The following is a 12548-nucleotide window of genomic DNA, read 5'->3' as shown; positions in this document are numbered from 1 at the left end:
CACACCGGCGTGCCTCGCAATCAAACGCTTCCCGGATAATAATACCCGTTGCAGGGATCGCCCTGGCTAGTCGCCGCCCATGCGCATGAGCATGTCGACGATGCGAGTCGCCATCTCGTCCACCGCCGCACGGATGTTGGCGACCCAGGACGCATGGCCGGCCTGATCGGATGCCTCCGCCTCAAGCACGTCGCAGTTCGCAGTCACCGCCATGAGCAGGGTGACGAGGTCGTGCAAGGCGGTGCAAATGAACGCGCACTCCCGCGCCTCGGCCTCCGCCACCGGTCGCAGCGCGCGCCCCGTTGCCGCCCACGCCACGGCGAGCGCCCAAAAAGCCGAAGCAATCGGCGTCACTCGTTTCGCTAAATCAACTTTATGGGATGACGGATCACGGTCTTGAGCTTCTCCGGCGCGCACTTGCGCGGGTCGGAGAGGTAAATCTCGTGATGCAGACGAGCTTCGGAGAAGTCGGGGGCGTAGCCCCGTTCCGCCGCGAATGTGCGCATGGCGTCTATGGTCGCCGGCTCGTCGTCGTAAGGCCCGGTATGCATGCACTGAACGCAAAGGCCCTCGTCGACCCTCAGCAGCTCGACCGCCGAGAAGTCCAGCTTCTTCTTGGCGGCAGCTTCCGAAACTGCCCAGTCGAAGTCCTCGCGAGTGACGAAATCGGGCAGACGGATGCACGAGATGAAGTTGAAGTCATCCTTCCGCGCATAATCAATCTCGCCATCGGTGCGGTCTTGCCACCAGAAGCCCTCGAGCGGAGGCACGACGAAGTCGAAATAGCCTTCGATCTCTCGCGGGCCCTTCTTCGACATCTTGATGGTATAAGCGACGCCGTAGAGCAGCGGCAACGCGTTCTGGTACTCGCCGCCTTCGGCATTGGGATTGCCCTTGCCCCGCACGGCGACGTAGCTCATAGGCGGAACGGTTACGACGCTCGGCTTGCCGGACGGCTTGTAGAGCTCCCTGAACTCCTTCTTGAAATCGTATGCCATCGCAACAAACCTCCCTGAGCTTGGGTTTCCGTCGATATCCGACCAAATATAGCAATGGGCGCGGCTTCGGAAGAGGCCGCGCCCATTGCAGGATATTATAACACAGAATCGAACGTCTGTTCTATTCCCACTCGATGGCTTCGATTCTAGCGTTCCGTCACTCCAGTTGCACCCAGTTTTCGGTGCCGCCTCGAGCCGAGTGCCGCCAGGTGACACCATGTCGCGTTTCGTCGGCTTTGGGGACAAAAGCTGGGACAACTTTAAAAACTTTTTTCAAACTCAGGGCTTTGAGTTTTTGTTTTTGTCCCAAAGGGCGCGGCGGGACGCCTTTGCAAGCTCAATATTGCCGAAAACGCCCGTTTTGAAACTCAATCGCCCTTTTGCCCGCAAGCCGCCAGCTGCAATCGCAAGTGAATCAACGCGGGCGGCTTTCATGCTGGTTGAAAAACCGCAGGTCGCAGCTCTTCGTCGTCCGCAGGTAAAGTGAGTAGTCTCAGGTGGCTTGCCCATGAGTTGGCGAGCGGGCTTTGAGATTCCGCCGACGTCTGGAAACGCTTCGAGCTCCCTTGAATTTCCGGACAGTACATGATATAAGGTAATTGGTTTTCCGTTAGGAAGGCTTCCAAGTGCCGGGGACGTTTTCCCCGGCTTTTTTCTTATCCAGGAGAACAATGCGAGAACTCAGCATCTTCGTCGACGAGTCGGGAAGCGACGGCCTCTCCGACCGCCACTACCTGCTCACCGTCGTCATGCACGACCAATCCGAAAACATCGCGAATTCGATCGCGGCATATGAGGGCGCCCTTCGCGCCAAGGGGCTCCCGGACATACCCTTCCATGCGTCGCCGCTCATGAACGGCAAGGACCAGTACTCGGGGCTCGACCTGAGGACGCGCAAGATGATGCTCGGCTCGTTCCGCGTCTTCTTCCGCCACATGCCCGTAAAGTACCACACCTTCGCATACGCGACCAAGCAGTTCGCCTCGCTCGACAAGCTCGCGGGGGCGATGCGAAGGGATATCGTGAACTTCCTGTTCGACAACCTCGCGGAGCTGCAATCCTACGATATGGTCAAGGTCTATTACGACAACGGCCAGCGCTCCATCGCCGAGTCACTCCATCGCGCGGTCGAGTACGCGCTGTCGAAGGACGCCGTCGTCTACCGATCGGCGCAGCCCTCCGAGTACCGGCTTTCGCAGGCGGCGGACTACATCTGCACCATGGAACTCACCGCGATCAAATACGCCGAGCACACCGCCACCGCGACGGACGAGAAGTTCTTCGGCAAGTGGTCCGATTTCAAGAAGGGCATACTGAAGGAGACGCGCAAGAAGCTCGTCTAGGGAGGCGATCAGCCCTTGGCGGAGCGTTTACCGACAATGGAGTCTGTTACGCGGGGGGTTGATAAGACGCCACTTAGCTGCATAATAGGTTCCAGTTAGAAACCCTCGGGTTTGCGGAGCGGGATCGTGAGAGCGATTCTGCCCTATTTTTTTGCCCCTATTTCTTGCATGCCTTAATGGCTTCCGCATTCGCTCCCCATTGGTTCAGAAAGGGTTCGGGGAAATCGTCGAGTTGATTGCGTACCTCGCGTTTTGCAAAATAGAGCACAAGGCCCTCTAGCTCGAATTATTACATTTAGAACCCCGCCGCTCGTCCATCCCAGCTTGCCCAGAAAGCCCTCCCGCAATGTCCGTGTCCCAACGGATGGGTACCATTTATCAGGGTGCACCTGGGGCAACGGGCCGGCAGGCCAGCGCAAGGTCGCTCGCAGAACACGCAACATCAAACACGACAGAAGAGGCGAACGACAGATGCCGGACCCCGGACGACAGCACCGCGGAAGACGAGCATTCCGACCACAACCGAACAATCTTCGATCCTAGGCAGGCGCCCGCATGGGCGCCTTTTACTTTTCTGCGCATTAGCTGGCAGCTAAGGCGCACGGCTCATGGCCGTTTCGTGGAGGCCCGACCAGCTCGACCCACCTCGACCCGTCTCCGCTCCCGTCGTGCGCGCCAAGCGCCATCAGGCGGTTCAATCGTCGCGCAGACGAAAAGGGACACTGTGCCGCGCGGCGTGCACGCACGGTGCCGCACGGGAAGATTGGAGGAGCCATGGCACGCACAGCCGAATGCGCCACGCCCGAGGGCAACCAGGACCGCGACGAATGGATGACGGTGATCGAGATGCAGGAGTACATGAGGGCGAGCAGAAACAAGGCGTACGACCTCATCTGGTCGGGAGAGATCGACTCGTACAGGCTCGGCAGGAAGCTCCTGGTTTCAAGGGCGTCCGTGGACGCCTACATCGAGTCGAGGAGCGGCAGGAAATGACGGCGGCGACCGCCCCGGGAGCCGCCCGCGGCCGGGCACGCGAGGGAGCCTCGAGACGAAAGGAGCTCGAGGACGACCATGACCAAGAGCACTAGCAGGAGCCAGGTGAGGCTCATCGCATCGACCAACGCGATATTCGGCGCCGACGAGGCGTGCGCGATGCTGCGCATAAGCCGCGACGCCATGTACCGGCTCGCCAAGGACCCCGACGACCCGTTCCCGATCCGCTACATCGGCGGCAAGACGCGCGACGGCATCGTGCTGCACGACGAGCTCGTCGCATGGGTCGAGCGAAACAGCATCGTCGGCTCGCCCAGAAGGGGCTAGCGCCGATGGCGGCCGCAGGCCCGAGGGGGCGCGACGGCCCCTCCCCGCGCGAGTTCACGGCGGTACGGCACTTCATGATGGCGGACCTGGGCCTCTCCGGCCTTCCCCTGCTCGTCTACGCGCGCATCTTCGGCTTCTGCGACGCCGGGTGCTGCTACTTCGAGAGCAAGGGCGGCCTGGCCCGATTCCTCAACGTGCAGGAGCGCAGCGTCCACCGCGCCATCCGCGACCTGCTCGACCGGGGCCTCATCGAGGAATGCGGCGTGCACGCCCCGGCGCGCGGGCACGCCACCAAGCGGTACCGCATCGTGCGCGAGAGGCTGCCGCCCGGAGCGCTGTGGATTGGCAACACCTATTTGGACGATTCCGGGAGGGACAGCCCCGCCTCCCTGAACTCGACCGGCGACATGTAGCCCAGCGTCGAGTGGATCCTGAAGTTGTTGTACCAGTGCACGTAGTCCGAGAGCTTGGCCCGGAGCTCGCGCGTCGTGCCGAACGTCTCGCGGTGGACGAGCTCGGCCTTCAGTATCCTGTTGGTCGACTCGTCGACGGCGTTGTCGTAGGGGCAGCCCTTGGCCGACAGCGACCTCTCTATGCCGAAGGCCTCGAGCATCAGGTCGATCTCGGCGTTGTCGAACTCGCTGCCGCGGTCCGTGTGGAAGACCTCGATGTCCGAGATGGGGAAGGAGAGCGTCGCGAACGCCGACTTGACCAGCCGGGCGTCCTTCCTGGGCCCGGCGGAGTGGCCGACGATCTCCCTGTTGTAGAGGTCGACGAGCAGGCAGACGTAGTTCCACGAGGCCCCGACGCGCACGTAGGTCAGGTCGCTGCATATATGGGTGCGCGGCGCCCTGCCGCCGAAGCCGCGCGCGACGACGTTGGGCACGTCGGCCTCGTTGACCGCCCCGGGGTGCACCTTGAACCTCTTCCTGCCGTATGCGCTGACCAGGCCGTTCTCCCTCATGATGCGGCAGACCCGGCGCCGGCTGACGGTGACGCCCGACCGCTCGAGCGACGCCTTTATCTTGCGCGAGCCGTACCGGCCCTTGCTGGCGGCGTGGGCCGCGACCACGGCCGGCGCGGCGGGGTCCGGCGCGGCGGGCCGGCCGGGCCGCGAGCGCATGGAGTAGTACGTCGACCTCGCGACGCCGAGGAGCCTGCACTGCGCTGATATGGGGTAGCGGCCCTCGTTGGCCGCTATGGCCCTCACTTTCGAGCGTATATCAGCGCCGCTTGTTTTAAGACGTCGACCTCCATCCGGAGCCTGCGGTTCTCGCGCTCGAGCTCCAGGATCCGGTTCTGCTCGGGCGTGCGGTTGCACGCGGCGCGCGGCGAGCCGGTCGCGTTTATCGACTTGATCCACCTCTCCACGGTGCTCTTGCCGAGGTCGTACTCGTCCATGATCTCGCGCTTGGGCTTGCCGGCGTTGTAGAGGTCGACTATCTGCCTCTTGAACTCGTCGGTGAAATGCCTCGGGTGCCTGGGGTCCCTCATATACGGCCCTCCCGTCTCCTGCGCCCCTCCCGGAACTGTCCACACCAGTGTAGCCAATCCACTGGCAACCCCTGACGGTTCGTCAGGGTTCCCGGCGCGAAAGGGTGACGAAATGACAGGGCTCGCCGAGAACAAGGGTGACGAACCGTCAGGGTTCGCAGCCCGAACCCCTGACGAGATGACAGGGAAACCCCTGACGATATGCCACCCAATAAGCAAAAGGGACAACAAGGACTTCAGAAGATAAGGAAGGGGCGCCCGATGGACCGAGCGGGACTCATCACCCTGGAGCAGGCCCGTGCGGCCGGGCTCTCCTTCGACGAGCCGGAGCCGAGGGCGTGCCCGCACTGCGGCGCCGCCCTCGATCCGCTCGGCGCGGCGCTGGCGGGCAGGGTCGCCTGGGTCTCCGCCGCCCCCTGCCCGTGCGAGGGCGCGGCTCGCGAGCGGGAGGCCGAGGCGCGAAGGCGCGCGGCCCTCGCCGCCAAGGAGGAGGCCGCCCGCCGGGAGAAGGCGCTCTCGCGCGCGGGCATCCCCAGGCGCTACTGGGCCGCCGAGGCCGACCGCCCCGAGTTCGCCGAGTACATCGCCTCGTTCGCGGGCAACGGGGGCGCCGGGCTCTACATACACGGGGGCGTCGGCGCCGGCAAGACGCACGCCGCCTCCGCCATGGCCAGGCTGTTCGCCGAGGCCGGCTACGACGTCGCCTTCACGACGGCCAAGGGCATGCTCGAGCGCGTGAAGGCGACGTTCGACGAGGGCGGCACCGAGGCCGCCGTCGCGCGGTACGCCAAGTGCGACGTGCTCGTGCTCGACGACCTCGGCAAGGAGGACGCGACCGAGTGGTCCGTCGGCACCGTGTTCAGCGTGCTCGACGCGCGCTACGAGGACATGCGCCCGACCATCGTCACGTCGAACTACGCGCCGGGCGCGCTGGCGGACAGGCTCGCGAGGCGCGGCGAGCGCGTAACGGCAGAGGCGATCGCGAGCAGGATCTCCCAGACCTGCAGGACCGTCTACCTGGGCGGAAGGGACAGGCGCCGCCTCGGCTAGCTTGTGCGCTTCCCGTGGAGGCGCGGACGGCTCGACCCGGCTCGACCCATCGCGGGCGGCCCCGCCCTCTACCGCAATCGAAATCGCTATACACGTCTTGGGCGGCGCCGACGCGCCGGCACGCACGCCTGCTCCGACTCGCACCGTGCCCCCATCGCGAGGACGCCGCCCGCCAAGCGACAAACGAAAGGCGGAGGGCCCATGGACGGCTTCGAGAGGATAACCGGCCGCGAGCACGACGGGCTCGTGGAGAAGTGCCAGGAGAACGGCTGGCTCAAGGTCGGCGGCTTCGACTGGCAGGACGACCCGTTCCTCGAGGAGTACCCCTACGAGTTCTCCCGCACGGACAGCGTCGACAGGCTCCGCGAGGCGCTCGGCTCGGGCAACTGGGCCATACGCCAGGGGTTCTGCTACCGCGACCTCGCGTTCATCCAGCAGGTGAACGGCGGCGACGAGTGGTGGACGCTCAAGCGCGACGGCGACGCGTGGACCGGCTTCGAGAGCTGGAGCTTCGGCGCCATCGCCCAGGAGCCCGAGCGCTTCGAGCGCGCCATGCGCGACATGTGCGAGGCGACGCCGGAGCAGTGCCGCAGCGGCGAGTGGGCCCATCTGCACGAGAAGGCGCCCGAGCCGCTGGCGCAGCGCGCCGCGTCCGCCCGCGAGGCGAGCCGCGCGCACGCCGGGCAGGAAGCCCGCGTCCCAATGGCGCGCGAGAGGGCCGTCGGGGCCGAATAGGGACGACCGGGGCGCGAAGGCGCCCCTTTTTCATCTCGACTGGAAGGGAGGCGCGGGATGGCGAGCGACTACGGGGACGAGGCGGGCGGCAAGCTGCTCGACTGGATGCTGAGGATCGGCCAGGAGGCCGGCGCCGAGGCAATGGAGCGCAGCGCGAGGGAGCTCTCCGAGCGCCTCGCGGGAATCCGCGGGACCATCGCCGGCGGGCGCGCCGAGGCCATTGAGGCCGAGGGCGTGCCGACCTACGCGAAGCTCAGCCTCGAGGAGCTCTCGGGGCTTCCCGAGTACGCGACGATCAAGGAGGTCGTCTCCGACAAGCTGCGCGCCGCGTCGGTCGAGCACCACATCATCCCCGGCGAGGGCCGCGACTGGCTGCTCTTCAAGGTGGAGGACGCCCCCGAGGTCGACGAGGCCTTCCGCCAGCTGGAGCAAGAGACGGGAAAGGCCGCCGATCGCGCAAGGGAGCGCCTCGCCGAGATCGCCGAGAGGCGCCGGGCGCCCGAGCGGCTGGCGGAGCGCGCCGAGCGGGCGCGCGAGGCGTCGAGGGCCCACAGCCAGGGCATCGGCCGGGACCGCGGCCCGCGCCAGATCGAGGGGCCCGAGAGATGAGGTGGCAGGCGGCGGCCGCGCTGGCCGCGGCGGCGTTCGCCGCGGGAGACTTCGCGGCCGCGGCAATCGCGGCGTCGGGCACGAGCCCGATCCTCGACCCGGAGGCCGCCATGGCGGCGATCCCCGCGGCGCTCCGCGCGGGGCGCGTCTTCTCTGCGGAGGCGCTTCCCCTGTGCGCCGGGACCGCCTGCGCGTGCGGCGCGCTCCTCGCCTGGGACCGCTCACTGGGGACCAAGGGGGCCCGGCGCGACGGCGAGGAGCACGGTAGCTCCAGGTGGGCCACGCGCAAGGACATCGCGCCCTTCGGCGACCCCAAGGACCCCGACAACAACATCATCCTCACCGACAACGCGCGCATCCGCCTCGTGAGCCGCAGGTTCGACCTCTCCACCGACACCAACGACAACGTGCTCGTGGTGGGAGGACCCGGCACCGGCAAGACGCGCTACTACGTCAAGCCGAACCTCCTGCAGGCCAACGCCAGCTTCTTCGTGACCGACCCGAAGGGCACGCTCATCCGCGAGATGGGCGGCGCGCTGGCGGAGCTCGGCTACGAGATCCGCGCGTTCGACACCATCGACTTCTCGCGCTCCATGCGCTTCAACCCCATAGCCTACATACGCGACGAGGCGGGCGTCATCCGCTTCGCCCGCGGCATCGTCGCCAACACCGAGGGAGAGGCCGACCACAAGGGCGACCCCTACTGGGAGAAGGCCGAGCGCCTGGTCTACACCGCGCTCACGGCCTACCTCGTCATGCACTGCGAGCCCGCCGACCGGAACCTCGACGGGCTGCTCACGCTGCTCTCGCTCGCCGACGCCCGCGACGACCCGGGCTACATGAGCCCGCTCGACATGGTGTTCCGCGAGCTGGAGACCGGCGAGCGCTACGTCAGGCGCGGCGGCGCCTCGGCGGAGGGCGGATCGCTGCGCGGCTTTTCCGAGGAGGACGGCGCGTGGGAGTGGGTCAAGGTCCGCGAGCCGGCGCCGCCCGACGACTTCGCGCTCGCGAGCTACCGCGAGTTCCGCGTCGCCGCCGGCGACACCATGAAGTCGATGCTCTCGAGCTGCAACGTCCGCCTGAAGCCGCTGTCCATCCGCGCCGTGCGCGACCTCACCTCCAAAGACGAGCTCGACCTCGCCCACATGGGCGACGAGGGCGCCAAGGTCGCGCTCTTCGCGTCGATGAGCGACACCGACTCGACCTTCGACTTCCTGTTCGCCCTGCTCATGGACACGGCCGTGAGCGCGCTTTGCGCCGAGGCGCTCGAGGCGCACGGCGGCTCGCTGCCCACGACGGTGCACTTCGTCTTCGACGAGTTCGCCAACATCGGGCGCATACCCGACTTCGAGCGCACCATCGCCGTCACCCGCAGCAGGAACATCGCCGTCTCGATGATCGCCCAGTCGCTCTCGCAGCTGAAGGAGACCTACGGCGACAACAACGCCGAGACCATCGTGAACGCCTGCGACACGCTGCTCTACCTGGGCGGCAAGGCGAACGAGACCAACGAGGAGATCAGCAAGATGGCCGGCAAGCAGACGGTGGCGAGCGAGACGCAGAGCGACTCGCGGGGCGCCGGCTGGACCCGGACCGTGAACCGCGGCATCTCCGAGCGCGACCTCATACAGCCCGCCGAGGTGGCGCGCATGCCGCGCGAGGACGCGCTCGTGCTCGTGAACGGGTGCATGCCGCTCATGGACCGGAAGTACCGGCTCGAGCGCCACCCGCGCTCGCGCCTGCTCGAGGAGGCGGCGCGCCGCGGCCCGTTCGACTTCGCGGAGTACCGCAGGCGGAAGGACGGCCTCTCGTGACGGGGCCGCGAAGGGCGCGGGCCTCCCCCGCCGCGGGGGAGGAGCAGCAAGGAACATCGCCAACCGAAAGCAAAGGAGAGCAGCATGCTCGCAAACGTCATCAAGCTCGTGTCGGGCTGCGTGACCTTCCTCGGCGGCTTCCTGGTCGTGTGGGGAGCGGTCTCGCTCGGCCTGGCCATCAGGGAGCAGCAGGGCGGCCCGCAGATCGCGACCGCCATTTCCACCATCGCCGGCGGCGCGATCATCATCGCCGCGTCGGTCTACTTCGGGCAGCTGGACACGTCCTGGCTGCCGGCATAGGGGGCGTCGCGGATGGCGCTCCGGATACCGGTGCAGAAGGACATCGGCGAGTACGAGGAGAAGATCGTCGGGAAGATGAGCCTGCGCACGCTCGCATGCGTGTCGCTCGGCTTCGGCAGCGCGGTCGGGGCGGCGGCCTTCGTCCACCTGGGCCTGCGCGCAGACGTCGCGGACGCGGCCTTCCCGATCATGCTCTGCAGCATGCCGTTCTGGCTCGCCGGGTTCTGGCGGCCCTTCGGCATGCGCGCCGAGGAGCTGCTGCCGCTTTTGGCGGCACACGAGCTCTCCCCGCAGCTGCTCGCGTACGAGCCCTGCCTCGCCGGGAGCCTCCCCGAGGGCTCGCCGCGCCCGGGCCGCCCGGGACGTCGCGCGAGGCGCAGGGCAAGGAAGAAAGGAGCCGAGCTCTATGAGCCGAGCAAGAAGCAACAAGAAGAATAGGCCGAAGCGCCCGAGCACCCTCGAGCTGCTCCTCGGCGGCACGGGCGGGCGCAAGGACGCCTCGAAGGGCGCGGAGGCCGAGCGGCAGAGGCGCCGCCGGGAGCGCGACCGCTCGCGCGAGATGGCCGCCTACGTCGGCTACGACGCCATGTACAAGGACGGCATCGCCCAGGTGATGCCCGGGGTGTTCAGCCAGACGGTCGAGTTCTCCGACATCAGCTACCAGTCCGCGCGCAAGGAGGCGCGCGAGACGGCCTTCACCGTGATGAGCTCGCTGTTCAACTACTTCCCGGCGGACTCCCACGTGCAGCTCCAGGTCGTGAACGCGCCCATCCCAGCCGACGAGGTCGGCCGCAAGGTCTTCTTCGAGCCCGGGGAACGCGCCACCGCCGGGCTCGCCGAAGAGTACAACCGGATCCTCAACGACAAGATGCGCGAGGGCGTCTCGAACCTCGTGCGCCACCGCTACCTGACCTACGCCGTGGGCGCCGACGACGTCGACGCCGCGGTGCCCAAGCTCGCGCGCATCCGGGGCGACGTGGAGCAGACCCTCGCGCGCATACGCTGCTCGTCGCGCGCCCTCGACGGCGCCGAGAGGCTCGAGCTCCTGCAGGGGCAGCTGCGCCCGGGGTCGCGCTTCGAGTTCTCCTGGGACAAATTGTCCCCGACGTCGGGAGCGCGCACGAAGGACTTCGTCATGCCCTCCACGCTCGACTTCAAGCCCGAGGGCAGGTCCGACTGCTTCCGCAGCGACGGGCGCTACGGCGCGGTGCTCGCCGTGCGCAGCTTCGGGTCGGTCATCGAGGAGACCTACCTCGCCTCCATCATCGACCTGCCGCTGCCGCTCAACGTGACGCTGCACGTGCAGCCCATCGCGCAGAGCGAGGCGCTCGCGCTCGTGAAGCGCCAGATCGACTGGATGGACAAGGAGATCATCGACGAGCAGATGAGCGCCGTGAAGAAGGGCTACGACTACCAGATCCTGCCGCCCGAGCTGCGCTTCTCGAAGGAGGAGGCCGAGGAGCTGCTCGACTTCCTGCGCAACAAGTCCGAGCGCCTGTTCGTCTACACGGGCCTCGTCTACACCTGGGCCGACAGCCTCGAGGAGCTCGACCGCCGCGTCCAGCAGGTGACGAGCGTCGCGCAGGGCTGCACGATCGGCCTCGAGCCGCTCCACTTCCGCCAGCGCCAGGCGCTCAACTCGGTGCTCCCGCTCGGGAACAACCACGTCACCGTGAGCCGCTACCTCACCACGGGGCAGGTGGCGATGCAGATGCCCTTCGCGAGCCAGAGCCTCGACGAGGCGGGCGGAGGCTACTACGGGCAGTCCAAGGAGAGCGGGAACCTGGTGCTGTGCGACCGCAAGCGCCTGGCGAGCCCCATGGGCTTCGTGTGCGGCAAGCCCGGCTCGGGCAAGAGCTTCTCGGTCAAGCGCGAGATAACCAACACCGTGCTCGCGCACCCCGAGGACGAGGTCGTGATCTTCGACCCGGCCGGCGAGTACGGCAACCTCGTCGGCGCGCTCGGCGGCGCGAACGTCGAGCTCGCCCCGGGATGCTCGGCGGTGCTCAACCCCCTCGACACCGCCGACGTCGCGGACCGCGCCGACGCCGCCAAGCTCGCGTACAAGACCGACGCGGTGCTCGCGCTCTCGAGCGCGCTCATGGCCGAGGGCCGCGAGGGCCTGCCGGAGCGCGACCGCTCGATCATCGCCCGCTGCGTCGGCGAGGCGTACCGGGAGTGCGCGAAGGACGGCCGCCTGCCCACGCTCGGCGACTTCCACGCGGCGCTGCTCGCTCAGCCCGAGCCCGAGGCCGCCGACATCGCGCTGCGCTACGAGCGCTACGTGAAGGGCGCGTTCTCCTTCTTCAACGGCCAGAGCAACGTGGCGCTCGACAACCGCATCACCAACATCGACATGCACGGCCTCGGCCAGAACATGCGCGTGTTCGGCATGATCACGGCGCTCGAGATGGTGCGCAACCGCGTGATGGTCACGCCGCCGCGCCCCAACTACACGTGGCTCTACATCGACGAGGTGCAGAGCCTCTTCGCGCACCCGACGGTGGTCGAGTACTTCGCCCGCCTTTGGCGCGAGGGGCGCAAGTTCGGCCTCATCTGCACCGGCATCAGCCAGAACACGAGCCACATGCTGGCCAACGCCGAGGCCCGCGACATGGTGCTCAACTCCGAGTTCTTCCTGCTGCACAAGCAGTCCACCGCCGACCTCGACGCGTGGGCGGAGATGCTCCAGCTCTCCGCCACGGAGCGCGGCTACATCGGAGACGCCGTCAAGCCCGGCGAGGGGCTGCTCATCAGCGCCGGGATCCGCGTGCCCATCACCGACGACTTCCCGAAAGGCCCGCTCTACGACCTGTGGAACACCAAGCCCGCAGAGGTCGCCGAGCGCGAGATGCGCCGGGCGGCGCGAGAGGCGGAGGAATAGG

Annotated in this window: 15 protein-coding genes; 12 read left to right on the top strand and 3 right to left on the bottom strand. The window is 67.1% G+C overall.

Translation table 11 applies throughout. The features are described 5' to 3' along the window. Positions 1-66: 66 nt before the first annotated feature. Positions 67-354, bottom strand: a complete 288-nt coding sequence (locus ACGHIZ_RS02805) for a hypothetical protein (RefSeq protein ID WP_390448985.1) — start codon at positions 352-354, stop codon at positions 67-69. An 8-nt stretch (positions 355-362) separates the two neighbouring features. Beyond that, a complete protein-coding gene (locus ACGHIZ_RS02800; RefSeq protein WP_390448982.1) occupies positions 363-998 on the bottom strand; it encodes a GyrI-like domain-containing protein in 636 nt (211 codons plus the stop codon). A gap of 217 nt (positions 999-1215) precedes the next feature. Between ACGHIZ_RS02800 and ACGHIZ_RS02795 the strand changes: the two genes are divergently transcribed. From ACGHIZ_RS02795 to ACGHIZ_RS02775, 5 genes are all read left to right on the top strand, one after another. Further along, positions 1216-1485 (top strand): hypothetical protein, encoded by a 270-nt coding sequence (locus ACGHIZ_RS02795; protein WP_390448979.1) that lies wholly within the window; start codon positions 1216-1218, stop codon positions 1483-1485. A 184-nt stretch (positions 1486-1669) separates the two neighbouring features. Beyond that, the gene (locus tag ACGHIZ_RS02790; protein ID WP_071128201.1) at positions 1670-2341 is read left to right on the top strand and encodes a DUF3800 domain-containing protein; all 672 of its coding nucleotides are present in this window, start codon (positions 1670-1672) and stop codon (positions 2339-2341) included. A gap of 774 nt (positions 2342-3115) precedes the next feature. After that, positions 3116-3334: a helix-turn-helix domain-containing protein gene (locus tag ACGHIZ_RS02785; RefSeq protein ID WP_390448976.1), complete on the top strand. Its 219-nt coding sequence runs from the start codon at positions 3116-3118 to the stop codon at positions 3332-3334. Between the two features lie 78 nt (positions 3335-3412). Beyond that, complete coding sequence (locus ACGHIZ_RS02780) at positions 3413-3661, top strand: AlpA family transcriptional regulator (RefSeq protein WP_250787663.1); 249 nt, start codon at positions 3413-3415, stop codon at positions 3659-3661. A 5-nt stretch (positions 3662-3666) separates the two neighbouring features. Continuing rightward, positions 3667-4074 carry a hypothetical protein gene (locus ACGHIZ_RS02775; RefSeq protein WP_390448973.1) on the top strand — a complete coding sequence of 136 codons (408 nt, stop codon included), beginning with the start codon at positions 3667-3669 and terminating at the stop codon, positions 4072-4074. Here the strand turns inward: ACGHIZ_RS02775 and ACGHIZ_RS02770 are convergent. After that, positions 4014-5155, bottom strand: a protein-coding gene (locus ACGHIZ_RS02770; RefSeq protein ID WP_390446773.1) for an IS3 family transposase whose coding sequence is annotated in 2 segments (ribosomal slippage) — positions 4014-4897 and positions 4897-5155 — 1143 coding nt in all. Because the reading frame shifts where the segments join, the coding sequence is not laid out codon by codon here. The genes ACGHIZ_RS02775 and ACGHIZ_RS02770 overlap by 61 nt on opposite strands. 261 nt (positions 5156-5416) lie before the next feature. Here ACGHIZ_RS02770 and ACGHIZ_RS02765 point away from each other — a divergent pair. The 7 genes from ACGHIZ_RS02765 to ACGHIZ_RS02735 all read left to right on the top strand — a co-directional run bounded on the left by ACGHIZ_RS02765 (position 5417) and on the right by ACGHIZ_RS02735 (position 12547). After that, positions 5417-6205, top strand: coding sequence for an ATP-binding protein (locus ACGHIZ_RS02765; protein ID WP_250787665.1), 789 nt, complete (start codon positions 5417-5419; stop codon positions 6203-6205). Between the two features lie 201 nt (positions 6206-6406). Beyond that, the gene (locus ACGHIZ_RS02760) at positions 6407-6940 is read left to right on the top strand and encodes a peptide ABC transporter substrate-binding protein (RefSeq protein ID WP_390448969.1); all 534 of its coding nucleotides are present in this window, start codon (positions 6407-6409) and stop codon (positions 6938-6940) included. A gap of 57 nt (positions 6941-6997) precedes the next feature. Continuing rightward, positions 6998-7549 (top strand): hypothetical protein, encoded by a 552-nt coding sequence (locus ACGHIZ_RS02755; RefSeq protein WP_390448966.1) that lies wholly within the window; start codon positions 6998-7000, stop codon positions 7547-7549. Further along, on the top strand, positions 7546-9363 hold the full coding sequence (locus ACGHIZ_RS02750) for a VirD4-like conjugal transfer protein, CD1115 family (protein WP_390448963.1): 1818 nt from the start codon (positions 7546-7548) through the stop codon (positions 9361-9363). Before ACGHIZ_RS02755 ends, ACGHIZ_RS02750 begins: the two co-directional genes overlap by 4 nt. 84 nt (positions 9364-9447) lie before the next feature. Next, complete coding sequence (locus ACGHIZ_RS02745) at positions 9448-9663, top strand: hypothetical protein (RefSeq protein ID WP_006234636.1); 216 nt, start codon at positions 9448-9450, stop codon at positions 9661-9663. A gap of 30 nt (positions 9664-9693) precedes the next feature. Continuing rightward, entirely contained in the window at positions 9694-10101 is a 408-nt protein-coding gene (locus ACGHIZ_RS02740) for a PrgI family protein (protein WP_390448960.1), read from the top strand. After that, positions 10070-12547: a VirB4-like conjugal transfer ATPase, CD1110 family gene (locus ACGHIZ_RS02735; RefSeq protein ID WP_390448957.1), complete on the top strand. Its 2478-nt coding sequence runs from the start codon at positions 10070-10072 to the stop codon at positions 12545-12547. The genes ACGHIZ_RS02740 and ACGHIZ_RS02735 overlap by 32 nt, the downstream gene beginning before the upstream one ends. The last annotated feature ends 1 nt before the right edge of the window (position 12548 follow it).

The organism is Collinsella sp. i05-0019-G5 (genome assembly GCF_042851345.1).
GTDB lineage: Bacteria > Actinomycetota > Coriobacteriia > Coriobacteriales > Coriobacteriaceae > Collinsella.
Note: the sequence above shows the minus strand (reverse complement) of the source record. Positions and strands in the feature narration are given on the sequence as shown.